The organism is Saccharomonospora sp. CUA-673 (genome assembly GCF_001942305.1).
In the GTDB taxonomy this organism is placed as follows: domain Bacteria; phylum Actinomycetota; class Actinomycetes; order Mycobacteriales; family Pseudonocardiaceae; genus Prauserella.
Window position 1 is genome coordinate 13,178 of record NZ_MKKE01000006.1, and the last position, 20,763, is coordinate 33,940.

Consider the following 20,763-nt stretch of genomic DNA (forward strand, 5'->3'; position numbering starts at 1 on the left):
CCACGCGGGTGACGACAGCGCCGGTCACGCCGGGTCGTCGACGGAGGCCGCGCCGAGCTCGGCCGCGAGGAGCTTGACGAGGGCGCCGAGGCGTTGTCGCTCGGGCTGCACGACGCGCACGCCGGCCTCGACGAGCGGTGCCGCGGTCACCGGTCCGACGCACGCGCACAACACGTCGCCGCCGAGCTTGCCCAGCAGCGCGTCGTAACGTCCGTCGTCGCGGGCGAGGCGCAGCAGGTTCGCCGCCGCGGGCGCGCTCGTGAACGCCAACGCGTCGACCTCACCCGACAGCACGCCGTCGACGAGGCGGCGTGCCGGCGACAGGTCGGCGGGCCACTGCCACCGGTACGGCTGCACCTCCACGACCTGCGCACCGGCCTCACGCAGCGGGTCGGTGAACTCGGGCAGCGCCTGCCCGTGCAGCTGCACCGCGACGCGACTGCCGGCGACGCCCTGTTCGCCGATGTGGGCGAACAGCTGCCGGTTGCTCTCCTCCGGCGCCGACCACTCCTCGGTCAGCCCGCGGCCGCGCACCGCACCGGTGGCCTTCGGACCGCGGACGAACAGTCGTGCGTCGGCGAGTCGGTCCAGCAGCGCGTCGGAGGTGCCCCAGTCGTCGGCCGCCGACAGCCAGCCGCGGAACCCCGCACCGGTCGTCACTGCCACGACGTCGACCCCGCGGGTGATGACCTCGTCGGTCGCGGCGCGCAGGCGGACGTCGTCGGGCAGCGGCACGATGTGCAACGTCGGCCCGTGCCACACCGTCGCCCCACGTCGGTTCAACGCGTCGATGAACTCGTCCGCCCGCCGCTCGGCGGTGATCCCGATGACGGCACCGTCGAGGTCTGCCATATCTCTCCGCTCTCCCCGGCTGCCGGAACGCCCACGATAACCCGCGTCCCGTGCCCCGCGGATGACGACGAGGCAACGCCGTGTTCACGGCTCGACGCGGCTCCCCCGTGCATGGAACGCCAACACGGCGACGTGGGGTGCTGACACGCCCGCGCGAAGTGCTGACACGGCGACGTGGGGTGCTGACACGGTCGTTTCAGGCCGGGGTTCGGTGCGCTCGGCGGAGGGCGGTTCGGGTTTCGGCGGCGCGGCGCAGGATCAGGTCGGCCACGCCCGGGTGGGTGCCCAGCGGATCGCTGACGACGTCCGCCCCGGATTCGGTCAGGCGGCGCTGGAACAGGCCCGGCGCCAGCAGCCACGACGCGACGATCACCCGGTGATCACCGCCGCCGTCGGCACGTGCCTCCGCGACGGCCTCGGCGATCGTGGGTTCGGCCGTCGCCGCGTAGCCCACGCGCACGGGCGTACGCAGCCGGCCGGCCAGCGCCCGCGCCGCGACGCCGACCTCGTCGAGCGCCCGCGGATCACTCGACCCGGCCGCCGCCAGCACCACCGTGTCGCCCGGCCGGAATCCCGCCTGCGCCACCCGGTCGGCCAGCACGTCGATCAGCTCGGGCGCCGGGCCGAACGCATCGGCCACGACCACCCCGGGCCGCGTGCTCGCCGCGATCTGCTCCGGGATGTCGGTGCGCACGTGATACCCGGCCGCGAGGAACGCCGGGACGACGACCGTGTCCGTGTCGTCCGCACCGTGCTCGGAGGTCGCGAGCCCGTCGAGGGCCTCGGTGACGTCGGGTCCGCGTACGTCCGCGTAGGCCACCGTCACCGCCTCCCCACGGGCACGCACCCGCGCGGCCAGCGCGTCGATCACCTCACCGCCCGCAGGGTCACGGGTGCCATGAGCCACCAGAACGATCACGACGCCTCCCTGTGTCTTGCGGGACACCCGCACCCGGTCGGCCTTAGTGAACGCAGCTCCGCAAGCTCCGCATTGTCGTTCACACGTCCTCCGATGCCGTAGCGACTGCGAGGCGGTACCCCCGCTTCACGACCGTTTGCACCAGGCGGCCCTCGCCGAGGGAGGTCCGCAGCCGGCCGATCGCGGTCTCCACGGCGTGTTCCTCACCGCCGCTCGGCAGGGCCGTCGTCAGTTCGCGCCGGGACACGACCTTGCCCGGCTGCTCGGCCAACGCCCGCAGCACCGCCATGGGCGCCGGTGCGACCTCGCGCAGCTCGCCGTCCACAATGGCCGCCTGGCCGCGCAGTTCGACGTCGCGGCCCGCGGCGTGCAACCGGGGCGAACGCTCCACCAGCGCGTCGGCGAGCGTGCGGGCGAGCGCCCCGATCCGCGCGCGCTGCGGCTGGGTCGTCGGAATGCCGACCGCCGCCAGCGGACCGGCGGTGATCGGGCCGACGCAGGTGACGAGCACCCGCTTGGTCAGGGCGTCGACCAGACCCGCGTGCCTTCCGGTGCGCGCCGCCATGGCCAGCATGCTCGCCGCGGCGGGGGCGCTCGTGAACGGCATCGCGTCGACCGCGCCGTCGAGCACCGAGTCGATGAGCCGGTCCAGCGGCGCAGGATCGGCGGGGCCGACCCATCGGTACACCGGCACCTCGACGACCTCCGCGCCCGCCGCCCGCAGCGAGTCCACGAAGTACGGCAACGGCTCGCCGTGCAACTGCACCGCGATCCGCTGTCCGTCCACCCCGGACTCCAGCAGGTGCTGCAGCACCTCGGCGTTGCTCTCCGAGGCAGGCGAGTACACCTCGGACAGTCCCGCGGCGCGCACGGCGCCCTTGGCCTTCGGCCCGCGGGTCAGCATGTTCGTGGCGGCGAGGCGTTCGATGAGCTCGTCGCCCATCCCCCACCCCTCGGCGGCCTCCACCCAGCCGCGGAACCCGATGCCCGTGGTGGCCACGACGGCGTCCACGGGCTGTTCGAGCAGCAGCTTCGTCGCGGCGTAGAGCTCCGAGTCGTCCGCGAGCGGGACGATCCGGATCGCGGGTCCGTACCGCACCGTGGCGCCCTTGCGCACCAGCAGCGCACCGAGCTCGTCGGCTCGGCGCGCTGCGGTGATGCCGATGGCGTACCCGGCGAGCGGCAGGACGTCGGTCATCTCACCCTGACCTCGGCGACCCCGACCTCGACGACGCCTTCGACGACGCGCACCGGGTAGACGTCGATCCGCACGGTCTCGTCGTCGAGACACGAACCGGTGCGCAGGTCGAAGTTCTGCTTGTAGACCGGCGAGGCGACGACGGGAGCCCCGCCGATGTCGCCGACGATCCCCCGCGACAGCACGGCCGCCCCGGAGAACGGGTCCATGTTGGACAGTCCGAAGTACTCGTCGTCGTCGGTGCGGAAGACCGCCACCTGGACGTCGCCGTCCAGCAGCGCCGCAACGCCGAAGGCGCGCGGGATGCGACTCGTCTCGCACACGGCCGTCCAGGTGACGGCCTCCCCGGCGGTTTCGGTGTTGTTCGCGGACAGGATGGTCATCGGCCTGCCACCTCCGGGACACCCAGCAGCACGGGAACGGGCTGCTCACGTTCGGTTTCGAAGGAGATCGTCGGGTCCGGCGTCTCCGGGGCGTTGACGAACGTGGTGAACCTGGCGAGCTTCTCCGGGTCCTCGAGCACGCCGCGCCATTCGTCGCGGTAGCCGGAGACGTGCTCGGCCATGGCGGCCTCGAGGTCGGCGCAGATGCCGAGGCTGTCGTCGACGACGACCGCCCGCAGGTGGTCGAGGCCGCCCTCGAGTTCGTCGAGCCACGCGGCGGTGCGCTGCAACCGGTCGGCGGTGCGGATGTAGAACATGAGGAACCGGTCGATGATCCGGATCAGCTCCTCGGTGTCCACACCGGACACCAAAAGGTCCGCGTGGCGCGGGATGGCGCCGCCGTTGCCGCCGACGTAGAGGTTCCAACCGTCCTCGGTCGCGATGATGCCGAAGTCCTTGGCGCGTGCCTCGGCGCATTCGCGCTGACATCCGGACACGCCCGACTTCAGCTTGTGCGGCGAGCGCAACCCGCGGTACCGCAGTTCGAGCTCGACGGCCAGGCCGACGCTGTCCTGCTGGCCGTAGCGGCACCACGTGGAGCCGACGCAGGACTTCACGGTGCGCAGCGCCTTGCCGTACGCGTGGCCGGATTCGAACCCGGCGTCCACGAGCCGCCGCCAGATCTGCGGCAGCTGGTCGACGGTCGCGCCGAACATGTCGATCCGCTGCCCACCGGTGATCTTGGTGTAGAGGCCGAACTCCTTGGCGACCTCGCCGATCACGATCAGCTTCTCCGGTGTGATCTCCCCGCCCGGCACCCGCGGCACGACCGAGTAGGTCCCGTTGCGCTGCATATTGGCCAGGAACCGGTCGTTGGTGTCCTGCAACGCGGCCTGCTCCCCGCCGAGGACGTGACCGTTGCCGAGGGTGGCCAGGATGGACGCGACGGCGGGCTTGCAGATCGCGCAGCCCGCACCGCTGCCGTAGCGCGAGACCAGCTCGCTGAACGTCGTGATCCGCGTGGCCTGCACGATCTCGAACAGTTCGGCCCGCGACTGGGAGAAGTGCTCGCACAGCGCCTTGGACTGCTCGATCCCGCCGGCGGCCAGCAGCTTGCCGAGCATCGGCACGCACGACCCGCACGAGGTGCCCGCGCGGGTGCAGTTCTTCAGCGAGCCGACGCTGTCGCAGCCCTCGTCGTGGATCGCGGCGTTGATGTCGCCCTTGGTGACGGCGTTGCAGGAGCAGACCTGCGCACCGTCGGGCAGGGCCTCGACGCCCACGGCGTTGTCCCCGCCGCCGGCCGGGCCGATCAGCGCGGCCGGTTCGCCGGGCAGTTCGCTGCCGACCAACGGGCGCAGCAGGTTGTACTCCTCGGCGTCGCCGACGAGCACGCCGCCCAGCAGCATCTTCGCATCGTCGGAGACGACCAGCTTCTTGTACGAGCCGTTGACGGCGTCGCCCACCACGACCTCGAGCGAGCCCTCGGTCACGGCGTGCGCATCGCCGAAGCTGGCGACGTCGACGCCCATCAGCTTGAGCTTGGTCGAGGTGTCGGCGCCGGGGAACGAGGCCTGCTTGCCCATCAGCGTCGCGGCCGCGACCTCGGCCATCGAGTAGCCGGGGGCGACGAGACCGTAGACCCGGCCGTCGAGCGCGGCGCACTCGCCGATCGCGAAGATGTCCGGATCGCTGGTGCGGCAGGTCTCGTCGGTCAGCACGCCGCCGCGTTCACCGATCTCGAGGCCTGCCTCGCGGGCCAGGTCGTCCCGCGGCCGGATGCCGGCCGAGAACACGAGCAGGTCGACGTCCAACTCGGTGCCGTTGCCGAGCTTGGCCTGCAACCGGTCCCCGTCCAGCTCGATCGCAGTGGTCGACGTTCCGGTGTGGACGGTGACGTCGAGGTCGGTGATGAGCCGGTTCAGCAGCGCGCCACCGCCCTCGTCCACCTGCAGCGGCATGAGTCGGGGCGCCATCTCGACGACGTGCGGGGACAACCCCATGTCCCGCAACGCCTTCGCGGCCTCGAGGCCGAGCAGGCCGCCGCCGACCACGGCCGCCGAGGGCCGGCCACGGCGCTCCTGTGCGTGCTCCACCGCGGAGCGGATCGCGTCCAGATCCTCGATGGTGCGGTAGACGAACACGCCCGGCAGGTCCTTGCCCGGCACCGGCGGCACGAACGGACGCGAGCCGGTCGCCAGCACGAGCGCGTCGTAGGACTGCACCCGGCCACTGGCGGTCGTGACTTGCTTCGCCTCCCGGTCGATCGAGGTGACCAGGTCGCCGAGGACCAGTTCGACGTTGTCGTCGGCCGCGTACTCGGCACCGTCCAACGCGAGGTCGTCCGGGTTCCACGTGTCCACATAGGAGGTCAGTGCCACGCGGTCGTACGCGGGACGGGTCTCCTCGCCGAAGACGACGATCCGCCACGTTCCGTCGACGTCGTCGCCGCGCAGTGCCTCCACCAGGCGGTGGGCCACCATGCCGTGCCCGGCGACCACCAACGTTCGACTCATGTGCCACCCCTAACCTGTACTGCTGCCATCGTCACCGGACGTCGTATCCGGCACGCTTCCCGGCTGTTTCCACGGCGTTACCAAGAACTCCCTCCGCAGGTGGAAGGCGGTGTGGGTCCAGCCACCCCAACCCACACCGCCTTCCGCCCGAGGCGAGAGGAGTTCGTCCGAACGCCGCTCTCGCCTCAGACCTTGGCCGTGGCGAGTTCGGCACCCTCGGACTCGGTCTGCTTGTCGGGCTTCGGCGCCTGCGGCATCTTCAGCGCGTCGCCGCGCATGTAGACGATCCAGGTGACGACGAAGCACACGCCGTAGAAGGCGAGGAACGACAGGAACGCCGGAACCCCGCCGCCCGTCGCGGCGAACGACTCGCGGAACGCCAGGTTGATCAGCAGGCCGCCGATCGCGCCCACGGCGCCGGCGATACCGATCAGCGCACCGGACAGTCGCCGGGACCGCGCCAGTGCCGTGTCGCGCGCCTCGCCGGAGTTCATCGCATCCAGCGCCTGCTTGTGGAAGATCGCCGGGATCATCTTGTAGGTCGAGCCGTTGCCGATGCCCGACATGACGAACAGGGCGATGAAGCCGGCCATGAACAGTGCGAGCGAATCGGCGTTGGAGGCCACGATGCACACCACGGTGCCGCCCGCCAGTCCGAGGAACGTCCACAGTGTCACCGACGCTCCGCCGATCTTGTCGGCGAGCCAGCCGCCCACGGGACGGATCAGCGAGCCGAGCAGCGCGCCGATGAACGTCACCTGCGCGGCCTGCAACGGGGTCCGCTCGAACTGGGTCTGCAGCACGAGCCCGAACGCGAAGCTGTAACCGATGAACGAGCCGAACGTGCCGATGTACAGGAACGACATGACGTACGAGTGCTTGTCCCGCATCACCTCGCGCATCGCGTTGCCCTCGCGGGTCACGTTCGCCAGGTTGTCCATGTACAGCGCCGCCGTCGCCACGGCCACCACGATCAGCGGGATGTAGATGAAGAAGATGATCTGCGGCGCGTTCGGCCCGGCCGTGCTGATCACCAGCAGACCGATGATCTGGATCGCCGCGACACCGAGGTTTCCGCCACCGGCGTTGATGCCCAGGGCGGCACCCTTGAGCCGTTCCGGGAAGAACGAGTTGATGTTCGTCATCGACGAGGCGAAGTTGCCGCCGCCGACACCGCCGATGACGGCGACGAGCATGAACACCCACAGCGGGGTGCCCGGCTGCATGACCAGACCGGCCAGGATCGTCGGGATCAACAGCAACGCGGCGCTGATGATCGTCCAGTTTCGACCGCCGAACTTGGCGACGGCGAGCGTGTAGGGAATGCGCAGGAACGAGCCGACGAGCGACGGCGTCGACACGAGCAGGAACTTGTCGGCGGCCGACAGGCCGTACTCGTCGCCCATGAACAGCACGAGCACCGACCACAGGGTCCAGATCGAGAATCCGATGTGCTCACTGAAGATCGAGATCCACAGGTTGCGCCGGGCGATCGTCTTGCCCTTGGCCTCCCAGAACTGTTCGTCCTCGGGATCCCAGTGTTCGATCCAGCGCTTTCCGCGCCTGGTGGGTGTGGACATCGTGGGGTTCCTCCTCGCGGTGGCCGTCGGCCGGCGTGTGTGAACCGAAACTAGGGTCGGCGGATTTCACCGGGACTCGTCGCGGATCGCGTGCGCGCTAACGTCTTCTCACCGCGCCGCTGTCGGTCTGTGAGATCTGTAGGTCTGTGAGATCGGCGCCTGCGGGCTTCTCGGGTATCGAGGCGGACGCCGGCACCCGGGTCAGCCGGTGCTGGCGAGCCAGTCGGCGATGCCGCACACCGCGTCCCGGCAGCTGCCGCAACCGGTGCTGGCCCTGGTCGCCGAGGCGATCTCGTCCGCTGTGGACGCACCACCCCGGAACGCCTCGATGATCTTGGACTTGCTGACCGAGTTGCAGCGGCAGACGATCGCCGAACCGGGCAGGTCGGCCGGGCTCGCGGCGGGCGCCGCCGCGGGTGGCAGCGACCTGCCGAGCAGCAGCGCCAACCGGTCCTGCGGCACCGCCACGCCCCGGTCGTAGAGCTGGGTGATCGTCGCGGCCGCGTCGGGGACGCCGAGCACGATCGCCCCGGCGATCTTGTCGTCGCGGACGACGAGCTTGGCGTAGCGCCCGCGGGACGGGTCGTCGACGCAGACCACCTCGGTCTCGTCGGCGGAACCGGCATCGGCGTCGTCCGGCTCCGGCGGGTCGATCTCGCCCAGGGCCGCCAGGTCGACGCCCTTCGCCTTCAGCCTGGTCACCACGGACGTGCCGCGGTAGCGCGCGGCCGTGTCGGTGCCGGTGAGCAGGTCGGCGAGCACGGACGCCTGCTCCCACGCGGGCTGCACGAGCCCGCCGGGGGCGCCGCGATGCCGGGCGCAGTCGCCGAGGGCGTGAATGCGGCCGTCGCTGGTGCGCAGGGCGTCGTCGACGACGATGCCGCGGTCGACGTCCAGCCCCGCGTCGGAGGCCAGGTCCGATTCGGCCCGCACGCCCGTCGACACGACGAGCAGGTCGGCGTCGACGTGGCTGCCGTCGTCGAGTTTCAGCCCGTCGCCCGGCAGGTAGCGGGCGGCGGTGCGGCCGAGCCGGAAATCGATGCCCGCGGACTGCAGGGTCTTGGTCAGCACGCGGCCGGCGCCGCGGTCGAGTTGGCGTTCCATGACGTGCCCGGCCGGGTGCACCACGGTGACTCGGTTGCCCCGACCGGCCAGGCCGCGGGCAGCCTCGAGTCCGAGCAGCCCGCCGCCGAGCACGGCCACCGGGGCGCCGACGGCGGCCGCGTCGAGGATGCGGTCGCAGTCGTCGAGGGTGCGGAACGTCATGGCGCCCTCGGCGAGGTCGCCGTCGTCGGCGAGCAGGCCCTCCACCGGAGGGAGCCACGGCCTGCTGCCCGTGGCGAGCACGAGCGAGTCGTAGGGCACCGTGGTGCCGTCGGTCAGCTCGACCGTCCGGTTCGGACGGTCGATGCGTCGTGCGCCCGCGCCGAGGCGCAGATCGACGTGCTGCCGGACCGCCCAGTCCTCGTCGTGCAGCCGCACGCTCTCCGGTCGCATGGTTCCCGCCACGACGGCCGACAGCAGCACGCGGTTGTAGGCGGCGTGCGGTTCGGCGCCGACGACGGTCAACGCGACGCGCTCGCCGTCGGGGTCGCGGCGGCGGATCTCGTCGGCGAGCCGCGCGCCCGCCATGCCGTATCCGAGCACGAGCACTCTGCGAGGGTTCACGACTCACCGTCCTTCTCGGACTCGGCCGCCGGGACGATCCGGGCGGCGCACACCTTGAACTCGGGCATCCTGCTGGTCGGGTCGAGTGCGGGGTTGGTGATCAGGTTCGCCCGCTGCCCGTCGGGGAAGTGGAACGGCACGAACACGACGTCCGGCCGCAGCGACGGCACGCAGCGGATGCGGGCGGTCACAAGACCGCGCCGCGATTCGACGGCCGCGAGCTGGCCCTCGGCCAGTCCCGCCCGCTCGGCGGTCTCGGGGTGCACCTCGACGTAGGCCTCGGGCACGGCGTCGACCAGCTCGGCCACGACCCGCGTCTGCGCGCCGGACTGGTAGTGCTGCAGCACCCGGCCCGTCGTGGCCAGCAGCGGGAACTCGGCGTCCGGAGGCTCGGCCGGTCCGGTGTGCCGGGCGGGCACGAACCGCGCGCGGCCGTCGGGGTGAGCGAAGGCGTCGAGGAACATCCGCGGCGTGCCGGGGTGCTCGGTGTCGGGCACGGGCCAGAACAGCGCCTCGCCGGCGCGCAGCCGGTCGTAGCTGACGCCGGCGTAGTCGGCGGGCCCGCCCGCCGAGGCGAGGCGCAGTTCGTCGAACACGGTCTCGGCGTCGGTGGAGAACCTGCCCGCCGGCTGGCCCAGTCGTTCGGCCAGCCCTGCGAGTACGTCGAGATCGCTGCGGACGCCGTCGGGCGGGTCGATCGCCTTGCGGCGCAACAGAACCCGACCCTCCAGATTGGTCATCGTGCCGTCCTCCTCGGCCCACTGCGTGACCGGAAGGACGACGTCGGCCATCGCCGAGGTCTCGGACAGCACGAGGTCGGCGGTCACCAGGAAGTCCAGGGACGCCAGTCGGTCGGCGACGTGCTGCGAACGCGGCGCCGACACCACGACGTTGCTGCCGAACACCAACAGCCCCTTCGGCCCGTCCGGTTCGCCGAGCGCGTCGAGCAGCTCGTAGGCCGAACGGCCCGGCGCGGGCAGGGAGTCCGGGTCGACGCCCCACACCCCGGCGACGTGCTCGCGGGCGGCGGGGTCGGTGAGTTTGCGGTAGCCGGGCAGCTGGTCGGCCTTCTGGCCGTGTTCGCGCCCGCCCTGGCCGTTGCCCTGTCCGGTGAGGCAGCCGTACCCGGAGCCTGCACGTCCGGGCAGGCCGTGGGCGAGGGCGAGGTTGATCCACGCGCTGACGGTCTCGACGCCGGTGGCGTGCTGTTCGGCGCCCCGCGCGGTGAGCACGTAGGCGTTTCGCGCGCCCGCGAGCAGGTGCGCGAGCCGGCGCTGGTCGGCCGCGCTGACGCCGGTGATGCGTTCGACGTGCTCGGGCCAGTACCCGGCGACGATGCGCCACGTCTCGTCGAAACCGGACGTGCGGTCGCGGACGTAGGGGTCGTCGAGCAGGCCGTCGGCGACGGTGGCGTGCAGCACGCCGAGCGCCAACGCCAGGTCGGTGCCGGGCGCGGGCGCGAGGTGGACGCTCGCCTGCTCCGCGGTCGGCGTCCGGCGCGGGTCGACGACGACGAGCCCGCCCTTGGCGGCCGCGCCCTGCAGGTGACGCAGGAACGGCGGCATCGTCTCGGCGGGGTTCGACCCGACGAGCACGATCACGTCGGCCTCGGCCAGGTCCGTCATCGGGAAGGGCATGCCCCGGTCGACGCCGAAGGCCTTCATGCCGCCCGCCGCGGCCGAGGACATGCAGAACCGGCCGTTGTAGTCGATCTGCGAGGTCCCGAGCGCCACGCGCGCGAACTTGCCGAGCAGGTAGCACTTCTCGTTGGTGAGCCCGCCGCCGCCGAAGATGCCGACCGCGTCGGCGCCGTGTTCGGCCTGCAGCGCGGTGAGCCGGTCGGCGATCAGGTCGAGCGCCTCGTCCCAGCTCGCGGGGCGGAGTTCGCCGTCGGTGCGGATGAGCGGCGTCGTGAGGCGGGCGGGCGAGTCGAGCAGCGAGGCCGACGTCCAGCCCTTCTGGCACAACCCGCCGCCGTTGGCGGGGAACTCGCGCGGCGCCACCCGAGCCGAAACCGGCTCGGCGGGCGCGGACGCTTCGGTGGTGATGGCCATGCCGCACTGCAGGGCGCAGTACGGACAGTGGGTCGCGGTACCGGTCTCGGTGCTCGGTTCTGTGGGCGTGACGGCAGTCAGCGTCAACGGGCACCTCCTACGAATCGCCGGTTACCGACGACGGTAGGAAGCGCGTGTTACTCGGAAATGCGCTGATGTTTCAGGCGTTTGACGTTGCTCCGCATGCCCGCCGACCGGGCGGTGAGGAACGCGGGATACGTCACAGCAGTTCGCTGACCTGCGCCGCGGCGGCGCGCAGGCGGCTGGTCTCGACGTCGGCGGCGCCGGGGTGCAGCGCGTGGTACGCGAGCCGGTAGAGCGTCGCGCGTAACAAGAGCTGCGACCAGTCGGGCAGATGCGACCACCGTTGGAGCACCGACAGGTCGGCCCCGCCCCAGGCGACGACGTCGATCGCGGCGACCGCGGCGCCCCATTCGGCGGGCCGGAAGTGCGGCACGAAGTCGACGAGCGCGGGCGGTGCGTCGCCGTCGAACAGCAGCGTGCCGAACAGTTCGGCGTGCACGAGCTGGTCGGGCGCGGCGAGCGGTTTGCGCGCGGGCGCGAGGATCTCGAACCAGCGGCCGCCGCCCGCCTCGTCGATGTCGGCGGGCAGCTCGCCCCACGCCATGCGTTCGGCGTCGGCGGCGATGCCCTGCCGGCCGGTGAGGAAGTCGGGTTTCGGCAGGTCGACGGTGGCGCGGTGCAGGCGCACGGCGGCGTGCACCGTGTCGTCGGCGCGGCTCTCCGGGCGGCCCGCCACGTAGCGGCTGGCGGCCCAGCCGCCGATGACCCAGCGGCCGTCGGTGGTGTTCACGGGCCGCGCGATGCGCAGGCCGGGGACCTCGAGGACGCTGAACGTGCGGGCGAGCCACAGGGCATGCGCGCGGTCGGCGACCTTGCGCAGCACGACGTCGCCGACGCGCCAGCCACCCGAGCCCGGCAGCCGCTCGAGGTCGGATTCGCCGAACGCGCCGAGACCGAACGCGCCGCGCACGTGCTCCGGTGGACGTTCGGGTTCAGGCACCACGACACCGACGTTACCGCCGTCACGGCACGGCCGATGCGCCGCCCCCACCAGGTCACACGCTGGTCACGGGCCACGCCGGAGCCGCCGGCGGCCCGCTGCGGCGGATGGGGGACACGGCGTCCCCGGAACAGCCGAGCGGCCGTGACAGGACGAGAGCGGCGTGCCCGGACGGGCGGGCCCGAGAAAGACGAAGGCCCCGGATCGGGTTCTCCGATCCGGAGCCTCCGCCGCACCCTGCAACCGGCCAGATGGCCTGAGCAAGTCTCAGCCGGCAACCGCAGACGACACCTCCGGCGGGCTCGGCCACGCGAGCCGCGCACCGAGGTTGTCGCCTATCAGTATGTAGGCAGGCTCGTGTCGATCTGCTTCGCCCATGCCAAAACGCCGCCGCCGAGGTGCGTCGCACTCGAGAAACCGGCCTTGTGCAGGGCGGCGAGCGCCTCGGCACTGCGCTGTCCCGACTTGCAGTGCAGCACGATCGGCTTGTCCTGCGGCAGTTCGGCGAGCGCCTCGCCGGACAGGATCCGGTCCTTCGGGATCAGCGTGGCGCCCTTGATGTTGACGATCTCGTACTCGTGCTGCTCGCGGACGTCGATGAGGGCGAAGTTCTCGCCGGCGTCGAACTTGGCCTTGAGCTCGGCGGGCGTGATCGTGCTGTCGGAGGCGGCCTGCTGCGCGTCGTCGGACACGACACCGCAGAACGACTCGTAGTCGATCAGCTCGGTGATCTTCGGGGTCTCGGGATCCTTGCGGATCTTGACCTCGCGGTACTTCATCTCGAGCGCGTCGTAGCTGATCAGCCGGCCCAGCAGCGGTTCGCCGATGCCGGTGAGCAGCTTGACGGCCTCGGTGACCATGATCGAGCCGATCGAGGCGCACAGCACGCCCAGCACGCCACCCTCGGCGCACGAGGGGACCATGCCGGGGGGCGGCGGCTCGGGGTAGAGGTCGCGGTAGTTCAGGCCCCTGCCGTTCGGCGCGTCCTCCCAGAAGACGCTGACCTGGCCCTCGAACCGGAAGATCGAGCCCCACACGTACGGCTTGCCGAGGATCACGGCGGCGTCGTTCACCAGGTAGCGCGTGGCGAAGTTGTCGGTGCCGTCGAGGATCAGGTCGTAGCCGGCGAAGATGTCGAGCGCGTTGTCGTTGGTCAGCTGCTCCTGGTGGAGCACGACGTTGACGTACGGGTTGACCTCCGCGACGGACTCCTTGGCCGAGACGGCCTTCGGCTTGTCGATGTCCGACTGACCGTGGATCACCTGACGCTGCAGGTTGGACTCGTCCACGACGTCGAAGTCGATCACACCGAGGGTGCCCACGCCTGCGGCGGCGAGGTACAGCAGCGCCGGGCTGCCCAGCCCGCCCGCGCCGATCACGAGCACCCTGGCGTTCTTCAGCCGCTTCTGCCCGTCCATTCCGACATCCGGGATGATCAGGTGCCTGCTGTAGCGAGCCACCTCATCCTTGGTGAGCTCGGCAGCCGGCTCGACGAGCGGCGGCAGCGCAGTCGACATCACGTCCTCCATATCGCGCTTGTCGCGGTCCCTACAGTTTTAACCGCTCCGGCGAAGGAAACCTTCCCGGCGTCCACGATGTGGACACCGCGGGGCGTCACTGCGCCTGGGGGTTGGGGTAGGCGTTGGGGGTGCAGGTCTTGCCGTCGGCGGGCACGGTGCCGTAGTCGCCGCCCTCGGTGTCGTTGAGGCGGGCGACGTAGTCGTTGGCGACGCCGAAGCTCTGCTGCATCATCACCGGGGCCGCGGCGCCCTCGGTCTCGCAGCCCACGTGGCCGTTGCCGAAGGCGTGTCCGACCTCGTGGTTCACGGCGTAGAAGCGGTATCCGGTGAGGTCGGCGCTGAACGCCTTCGCCCCGCGCACCCACCGTGCCAGGTTGATGACGACGCGGTCGAGGTCGCTGCGGTAGCACGACACCGGGTACGGAATGGCGTCCCCGCAGATCTCCTTGGCGGTCTCGGGGGTGGTGAGGCTCACGTGGAAGTCGGGTGAGGGGCCGCTGGCGTCGACGCGCCGCAGCCGCACCTCGCCGGTGCTGACCCAGCCGCGTTCGGTGTCGGAGAGCACACCTTCGACGGTCTGGGCGAAGCTGTCCTCGCCGGCGAAGCTCGACGGGTCGATGCCGTCCTCGACGTCGACGACGTAGTTGTACTCCTGGCCGGAATCGCCCATCAGATCGCTGCTGCCGGGCACGACGTGCCACGAACCCTCGCCGGCCTCGGTGTAGCTGGGGCCTTCGGGCAGTTCGGCCGTGGGGATGTTGAGGTCCTGGGCCTCGGCGGGGATCTCGCTGACGCCGGGACCGCCCTCGGCCTCGCCGAACGGGGCACCGGAGGCCGAGCCGCCGGAGCCGGACTCGGGGTCGCCCGAGCCGTTCTGGGTCGTGTCGACCACGACGAGGGCCGTCACGACGAGCAGCACCGGGATGGCGTAGACGCGCCAGCCGTACGTGGCGAGGGCCTTGCGCAGGCGCGAGGGCTTCTTCGGCTTGTCCTCGGCCTCGGACTCCGCGGCGGCCTTACGGGTCTTGCGGCCCTTGCCGCGCCGGCCCGTGTTGTCGGAACTGTCGGGATCGTCGAGGTCTCCGCCGGTGTCGGGGTCGTCGTCGTAGGCGTCGTCGATGTGGTCGTCGGCGGCGTCGGGGTCGGCGTCGGCGGGCCGAGGGGCCTCGTGGGGCCGCCAGGACGCGCGCAAGGGTTCGCCCCGGGCCGCGGAGCCGTACCGCTCGTCGAGGGGACGCGAACGGGCGTATCGGCCGCGCCCGTCGCGACCACCGGCGCGGCCGGCCTGACCGGTCCGCGAGCCCTCTCGCCGCGGTTCGTACGACACCCTGTCCACGTCGTCAAGACTGCCACACGGTGGGCGGTACGCACGCCACCCCGGATCCGGGGATGTGACGCTCGCGGCGGGTGACCGCCCAGGCCGACGACGGCCGCCCGGACGACACGTGCATCACCCGTCCGAAGGACACCGCCCTACTCCCACTGCCCCACCGGTAGGCCCGCCCTCTTCCGGGTCGAGTCAACCCTGCGGCAGTTCGGGTTCGACCATTGCAGCGACTTCATCCGCAATGCGACAAGCTTCTTCCGTGCCGTCCGTGGTGCCCGCGTAGACGTCGACCCTCGAGCTCTCGGTCACACCGATGGCAACGGTGCAGCTCCCGGTACTCGGGATGCGTGCGAACTGACGCCCGTCAACTTCTCCGTGATCGATGCCGTTCCCACGATCCTGAGCATCGCTAATACCTTGTTGATCCCGGATTCCCACACTGATCAGCAAGGTGCGTTCTGTGGACTCCCTGTTGGCCAGGTCGAAGCGACAGTCACGCGCCGTGCCGACGTTCTCCGGCTGACCAGGTGCCATGTCTCCGAACTCAGCGAGCTGATCAGCACCGATCAGCTGGCAGGGCTCAAGACCGGCCAGGGCTTCTCCCGCATCGCCACCTTGAGGCGATGACGGCGCCGAAGGAGCGGGCGATGCCGTTCCCTCGGGCCGTGCAGACCCCTCTTCGTCCGGCGAGCATCCTGCCCCCAAAAAGGCAAACATGCCGACGACAGTGGCCGCCACCACGCGCGCAGTATCCAACTTTCCAACACTCTCGATAGATTCAACCAGTTAAGCGAAGCGGGACCTTGATACTTCCTCGGCTTCGGCGTACTGGCCTGCGGCCCGATGCAACGCTTCCTTCAACGCCAACACCGTCTTCTGCAACGCGTCCAGCTGTGGCACGACACCTTGTGGACCATCCGCAGACAGTCGCACATGCTTCGCTACCTGTTCGGCGTAAGGACCGCTGCCGAGCATGGGCTCCTGTGCAAGCCGGTCGAAGAGATACCGCTTCCCCTCGATAGCGTCAAGCATCCGATCGCAGACCCCGACGACCTGCTTCACCCCTTCCGGGCTGCTACGAAATCCACCGGACTGCGCAGCTTCGATCATGCGCTCCGCGCCGCTGCGCATGCTTTCCACGCCCTGAAGGAAGCCGCCTACCTGGCCAGCGCCGATAGCACTTCCCACCTGGGCACCGCCCGCAGCACCGGCACCGCCGCCAGAGCCGATCGGGCTGTCACCGAATGCACCGGTCATGTCTTCTCCCCTTGATGTCCGGTTGGTCGTTACTCGCCGATGACCGGCGGGGCCGTCCGCTGGTCAGTGCCGAACAAGCTGTCCGGGTCGGCCTCCACAAGCCACGACGGGCGCTGGTGTTCTTCCTCGTCGCCGCCTTGCTGGTTCGGACGTGCGCCGGCGCCGCCCATCATTCCGGCACCGCCCGCACCGCGGGCACCGCCACCGGCCGCTGCCGCCGCACCCGGGCCTGCACCGGCGCCGCCCATACCGGGCTTCGCCGCACCCGACCCCGAACCGGCACCCGGCGCGCCACCGGCAGCACCAGCAGCGCCCTTCGCCGCACCCGCGGCCGAACCACTGCCGCTACCGGTCGGACCGAAACCACCCGCTGCCGCGGGACGGCCGAGCTTCGAGTTGTACGGCGTATTGCCACCGGCCGCGCCACCACCGGCCACGGGGCCGACGGGGCCCATGCCACCGAAACCAGCACCGGCGCCCGGAGTACCCGTGGGCATCCGCGCCGCCGGAGCATTCGCGCCACCCGGGCCGGTGCCGACCTGACCCTGGCCGGTCGAGTTGCCGGGCATCGGGGTCGGCGTCGGCATGACGCCGGGATTACCACCGGCCGGACCGCTCACGTTGCCGGGACCGCCACCGCCCGGAACCACCGGCGCACCGCCGGCCGGGCCACCGCCGTAACCGGACGCACTGGTCGTATTCGCGTCACCGGGAATGTTGACCACGCCGGTGCCGGGGAACCCGCCACCGTCTCCACCATTCCCACCGGCGAACTCCGGGGGCGGAGAGAACGCGGGCTGCTTCGAGGCAACTTCGTAGAGGTTCTTGTCGTAGGTCGTCATGACCCGTGCGGCCTCCTGGTGCGCGGCGTCAGCCTGCTCGCGCTTCTCCATGGCCTCCTGGAACGCGCCGATCGGGTTCACCGGGTTGGACTTCATCGCCGTACCGAAGTCACCCATCAGCCCGTGCGTCTCCACCGGCTCGGGCATCGAGTTCTTCGCCGTCTCGGCAGCGTTCGCCTGGCCGTAGACACCTTCCGAGGCAAGCTGGGCCTGCTCCGAGTTGGTACGCGACCACTGACCGAGGTTCTGCATGTAGGTGCGCGCCGCGACGTGCACCGAGAACGTGAGATCCGCACCGAGAACGACCGCATGCCGACACAGCGTCGACATCAGCAGATCGTCCCGCTCTTCCGTCCGGCGGATGTCCTTCGCCGTCCAACCCAATGCCTTCGCGATGTGCACGTGGTCGAGGCCTTGTTCCTCCCGGATCGCCACCAGCGCGGCCTGGATCTGGGACAGGTGAGTCGATTCGTCGACCCGCGTCACGGTCTCGGGAGCCTCGGCCCCGTCGCGGGTCGTGACGGTGACGTGCACACGGGCGCCAACAGCGTGCGCGTAACGCAGGATGGTGGCGAACTTGCGTGCCTCGCGCCGCAGCTCGACCCGGTCGACGCTCGTGCTGTTTCCGCCCATCCGACTGCGGATCGTCGTCTCCGACAGCTGCCGCTGCGTACGCACGACCACGAGTTCGTCCACCAGCTCGGCGACTCGGTCGGTATGCGTGTCGAGGCCGCCGTCCGCGAGCCGATTCTGCAGGGTCCGGACGACCGTAGGGTTCACCGTGGGCGGTCGACCAGGCCGCCCACGGCCGCTACTGCTCCCCTCCACTCCGTCGACGCTACTGCGGCCCCGGGGACCTTGTCAGTAGTTCCCGAGAAGGGTCACACCCTACGGCTGCGACGGCTACCAGCGGTTTTCGGCTACGTACTCCCACATGCCGAGGACGGCCTTGGCGACCGTGACCGGGCGTTCCATCTGGGGGACGTGGCCGGTGCTCGGCAGCACCAGCAGCCGCGCCGCCGGGATGGCCTCGGCGGTCGGTTTGGCGCGGCGCACCGAGATGACCTTGTCGTCGGTGCCCCACACCACCAGCGTCGGCACGGTGATCCGCGGCGCGACCGACCACAGCGACCGACTGCCCGGCGTGAACCACGTGCGGAAGATCTGCAGCGTGCTGCGGGCCAGCGCCGGCGCGGCCCACTTGTGCGAGGCGCGCGCGGAGAACTCCTCGGCCTGTTCGGCGATGCGGTGCTTCGGGAAGCGTTCGGCGTCGGCGAAGACGAGCCGGATCGTCTGCATCGCCCGTTCCTCCGGCGTCATCCGCGCGAAGCTGCGCCGCACCGAACGGCCCACCACCGGCATGTACGCCAGCACCATCCTCGGATCGGACAACCGGCGCGGATCCGGGCGCAGATCGGGCATCGCGGGCGAGATCAGCGCCAACGTGCGCACCAGCTCGGGCCTGCGGGCAGCCACGAGCATCGCGATCGCCCCGCCCATCGAGTTGCCCACCAGGTGCACCGGGCCGTCGAGCGTGTCCAGGTAGCGCACCAGCACGTCGGCGTGCTCGTCGAGGGCGTAGCCGAAGCCGTCGGAGGGTTGGGAGAAGCCGAAACCGGGCAGATCCACCGCGATACCTGTGGCGTGCGGCGCGAGTTGGGCGGCCAGGTCGGTCCAGTTCGTCGACGAACCACCCAACCCGTGCACGTAGACCACCGTCTGCCCGTCGGCGCCGGCGTCCGCCGCACGTGCAGCTCGGCACGCGCACCGGAACCGGCGGTATCGGCGGCATTCCCGGCACCGGCGGCGTCGTCGGCGGCACCGGGCGCGACGGGTTCCCAGGAGCCCTTCCACGGGGGCACTGTCGGGTCGTAGGCGGGCAACGGCGTCCGCGACAACGGCACGTGCGTCAGCGGGGCACGGCCGGGAGCGGCGTCCCGGGCCGGCACTGCGGTCGGAATCGGGGTCACGGTCTCGGTCACGACATCCAGGATGCCGCATGAACTCGATGTTTGGCGTTCCCTACCTACTGCCGCGTAATGTGCACGAGGATATGGAGGCGAGATGACTGACACGGCGCACGGCAGGGGCGTGCGGTTGCCCCGCACGGAACGACGTGCCCAACTGCTAGCAGCGGCGCAGCAGGTGTTCGCCCGCAACGGCTACCACTCGGCAGCCATGGACGACATCGCCGAACAGGCCGGGGTGAGCAAGCCGGTGTTGTACCAACACTTCCCCGGCAAGCTCGACCTCTACATCGCGTTGCTCGAGAGCCACGTCGACACCCTGGTCCGCGCCGTGGAGGAAGCACTCGCCTCCACCACGGACAACAAGGAGCGCGTGCACAACGCCGTCGGGGCGTTCTTCGACTTCGTCAACGGCGACGTCGGCGCGTTCCGCATGGTCTTCGAATCGGACCTGCGCGGCGAACCCGACGTCCAGCGCGCCGTCGACCGCGCCACCACGGCCACCGTCGACGCGATCGCCAAGACGATCATGTCCGACGCCGGGCTCGACGCCGAACGCGCGCGCCTGCTGGCCGTCGGCCTCGTGGGCATGAGCCAGGTCAGCGCGCGCTACTGGCTCGACCAGGACGCCGAGGTCAGCCGCGACGACGCCGTGCGCCTCACCGCTACGCTGGCGTGGCGTGGGATCGGCGCGGGCTTTCCCCTGCAGAACCCCCAGTAGCCGCCGCGGTCTCGGTGGCCTCGGTGGCCTCGGTCGCCTCGGCCACGAGGTCGACGATCGCGTCGGTGACGCCGGCGTGCCGCTCCTGGGTGATCATGTGTCCCGCGCCGGGGAAGATCCACATGCGGGCGTCCGGCAGTTCCTTCGCGATCGCCTCGGCGTGCTTGACGGGCGTGAGCCGGTCGGCCTCGCCCACCAACACCACCGTGGGGACGGTGCGCAACGCAGCCAACGCCGTTGGGCGGTTGTGCAGGGCGATGGCGTTCTGGAACCCGCCCACGCTGCGGGGATGAGCCTTGCGCAACTGATCGGCGACGCACGCGACGTCGCCGGGATGCGGCTTCTTCCCGAACACCATCAGCCGTGCACCCAGCCGGGCCGGCGGACCGCCGACCGGCAACCGCTCCCGCCGGTACGCGAGCAACATGGTCGCGAGCCGGCGCTCCAGTCGCGCTGCGCCCCTGCCCAGCGCGCCGGGGAGTCCGAGGGTGACGCGGTCCATGTTCCCCGAGGACGTCGCCACGAACGCCGCGCCGACGACGCGCGTACGCACCAGGTCCGGATGCCGATCGGCCAGCGCCATCATCGTCATCCCGCCCATCGAATGACCCGCCAGCACCAGCGGACCCGACGGCACGGTCTGCGCGATCACCTCGGCCAGGTCGTCGGCCAACTGCTCGATCGTGGCCGTGCCCGGCGCCGCCGGGTCCGAAACGCCGTGGCCCCGCAGGTCGAACCGCACGAGGCGCGTCGACGGCGACCGCCTCACCAACCCCGCGACCACGCGGTCCCAGGTCCGCAGATCCTGGGTCCAGCCGTGGACCAGCACGATCGTCGGTCGCGTCTCCGCTCCGGGCTCGTCGGTGCTGCCGAGACCGCGAGTCTCGGCATGCAGCCGCGTCCCGTCCGAGGTGATCACCTGCACGTCGCCATCC

Annotated in this window: 16 protein-coding genes and 1 pseudogene; 1 reads left to right on the plus strand and 16 read right to left on the minus strand. The window is 70.9% G+C overall.

Going from position 1 to position 20,763, the window contains the following annotated elements:
- Positions 1–24: 24 nt before the first annotated feature.
- The 15 genes and pseudogenes from BJF85_RS03530 to BJF85_RS03600 all read right to left on the minus strand — a co-directional run bounded on the left by BJF85_RS03530 (position 25) and on the right by BJF85_RS03600 (position 19,122).
- Entirely contained in the window at positions 25–852 is an 828-nt protein-coding gene (locus BJF85_RS03530) for a uroporphyrinogen-III synthase (protein ID WP_075845746.1), read from the minus strand.
- A 196-nt stretch (positions 853–1,048) separates the two neighbouring features.
- Complete coding sequence (locus BJF85_RS03535) at positions 1,049–1,771, minus strand: sirohydrochlorin chelatase (RefSeq protein ID WP_075845821.1); 723 nt, start codon at positions 1,769–1,771, stop codon at positions 1,049–1,051.
- 79 nt (positions 1,772–1,850) lie between these two features.
- Positions 1,851–2,969 (minus strand): uroporphyrinogen-III synthase, encoded by a 1,119-nt coding sequence (locus BJF85_RS03540; RefSeq protein ID WP_075845747.1) that lies wholly within the window; start codon positions 2,967–2,969, stop codon positions 1,851–1,853.
- Entirely contained in the window at positions 2,966–3,352 is a 387-nt protein-coding gene (nirD, locus tag BJF85_RS03545) for a nitrite reductase small subunit NirD (RefSeq protein ID WP_075845748.1), read from the minus strand. The genes BJF85_RS03540 and nirD overlap by 4 nt, the downstream gene beginning before the upstream one ends.
- Positions 3,349–5,868, minus strand: coding sequence for a nitrite reductase large subunit NirB (gene nirB / locus BJF85_RS03550; protein WP_075845749.1), 2,520 nt, complete (start codon positions 5,866–5,868; stop codon positions 3,349–3,351). Before nirB ends, nirD begins: the two co-directional genes overlap by 4 nt.
- Before the next feature lie 185 nt (positions 5,869–6,053).
- Entirely contained in the window at positions 6,054–7,448 is a 1,395-nt protein-coding gene (locus BJF85_RS03555) for a NarK/NasA family nitrate transporter (protein ID WP_075845750.1), read from the minus strand.
- A 201-nt stretch (positions 7,449–7,649) separates the two neighbouring features.
- Positions 7,650–9,116 carry an FAD-dependent oxidoreductase gene (locus BJF85_RS03560; RefSeq protein WP_075845751.1) on the minus strand — a complete coding sequence of 489 codons (1,467 nt, stop codon included), beginning with the start codon at positions 9,114–9,116 and terminating at the stop codon, positions 7,650–7,652.
- Positions 9,113–11,257: a molybdopterin oxidoreductase family protein gene (locus BJF85_RS03565; protein WP_075845752.1), complete on the minus strand. Its 2,145-nt coding sequence runs from the start codon at positions 11,255–11,257 to the stop codon at positions 9,113–9,115. The genes BJF85_RS03560 and BJF85_RS03565 overlap by 4 nt, the downstream gene beginning before the upstream one ends.
- Before the next feature lie 133 nt (positions 11,258–11,390).
- On the minus strand, positions 11,391–12,197 hold the full coding sequence (locus tag BJF85_RS03570) for a TIGR02569 family protein (RefSeq protein ID WP_075845753.1): 807 nt from the start codon (positions 12,195–12,197) through the stop codon (positions 11,391–11,393).
- Positions 12,198–12,532: 335 nt separating this feature from the next.
- Complete coding sequence (gene moeZ / locus BJF85_RS03575) at positions 12,533–13,711, minus strand: adenylyltransferase/sulfurtransferase MoeZ (protein WP_075845822.1); 1,179 nt, start codon at positions 13,709–13,711, stop codon at positions 12,533–12,535.
- Positions 13,712–13,808: 97 nt separating this feature from the next.
- Positions 13,809–15,041, minus strand: a complete 1,233-nt coding sequence (locus tag BJF85_RS03580; RefSeq protein WP_255375361.1) for a DUF3152 domain-containing protein — start codon at positions 15,039–15,041, stop codon at positions 13,809–13,811.
- A gap of 192 nt (positions 15,042–15,233) precedes the next feature.
- The gene (locus BJF85_RS03585) at positions 15,234–15,782 is read right to left on the minus strand and encodes a DUF3558 family protein (RefSeq protein ID WP_083665892.1); all 549 of its coding nucleotides are present in this window, start codon (positions 15,780–15,782) and stop codon (positions 15,234–15,236) included.
- Between the two features lie 45 nt (positions 15,783–15,827).
- The gene (locus BJF85_RS03590) at positions 15,828–16,298 is read right to left on the minus strand and encodes a hypothetical protein (RefSeq protein WP_075845754.1); all 471 of its coding nucleotides are present in this window, start codon (positions 16,296–16,298) and stop codon (positions 15,828–15,830) included.
- A 29-nt stretch (positions 16,299–16,327) separates the two neighbouring features.
- Positions 16,328–17,920, minus strand: a complete 1,593-nt coding sequence (locus tag BJF85_RS27050; protein ID WP_139320442.1) for a hypothetical protein — start codon at positions 17,918–17,920, stop codon at positions 16,328–16,330.
- 123 nt (positions 17,921–18,043) lie between these two features.
- Positions 18,044–19,122, minus strand: a pseudogene (locus BJF85_RS03600) (alpha/beta fold hydrolase).
- An 82-nt stretch (positions 19,123–19,204) separates the two neighbouring features.
- On the opposite strand from BJF85_RS03600, the gene BJF85_RS03605 reads away from it, so the two are divergent.
- Positions 19,205–19,828, plus strand: coding sequence for a TetR/AcrR family transcriptional regulator (locus tag BJF85_RS03605; RefSeq protein ID WP_075845755.1), 624 nt, complete (start codon positions 19,205–19,207; stop codon positions 19,826–19,828).
- Here BJF85_RS03605 and BJF85_RS03610 read toward each other — a convergent pair.
- Complete coding sequence (locus tag BJF85_RS03610; RefSeq protein WP_075845756.1) at positions 19,773–20,753, minus strand: alpha/beta fold hydrolase; 981 nt, start codon at positions 20,751–20,753, stop codon at positions 19,773–19,775. The two genes, BJF85_RS03605 and BJF85_RS03610, sit on opposite strands and share 56 nt — an antisense overlap.
- Between the last annotated feature and the right edge of the window lie 10 nt (positions 20,754–20,763).

Excerpts from the sequence above, each read along its gene's own strand:
- BJF85_RS03555 (WP_075845750.1), bottom strand. The coding sequence starts at position 7,448 with ATGTCCACACCCACCAGGCGCGGAAAGCGCTGGATCGAACACTGGGAT.
- BJF85_RS03540 (WP_075845747.1), bottom strand. The coding sequence starts at position 2,969 with ATGACCGACGTCCTGCCGCTCGCCGGGTACGCCATCGGCATCACCGCA.
- moeZ (WP_075845822.1), bottom strand. The coding sequence starts at position 13,711 with ATGTCGACTGCGCTGCCGCCGCTCGTCGAGCCGGCTGCCGAGCTCACC.
- BJF85_RS03590 (WP_075845754.1), bottom strand. The coding sequence starts at position 16,298 with ATGACCGGTGCATTCGGTGACAGCCCGATCGGCTCTGGCGGCGGTGCC.
- BJF85_RS03530 (WP_075845746.1), bottom strand. The coding sequence starts at position 852 with ATGGCAGACCTCGACGGTGCCGTCATCGGGATCACCGCCGAGCGGCGG.
- BJF85_RS03605 (WP_075845755.1), top strand. The coding sequence starts at position 19,205 with ATGACTGACACGGCGCACGGCAGGGGCGTGCGGTTGCCCCGCACGGAA.
- nirB (WP_075845749.1), bottom strand. The coding sequence starts at position 5,868 with ATGAGTCGAACGTTGGTGGTCGCCGGGCACGGCATGGTGGCCCACCGC.
- nirD (WP_075845748.1), bottom strand. The coding sequence starts at position 3,352 with ATGACCATCCTGTCCGCGAACAACACCGAAACCGCCGGGGAGGCCGTC.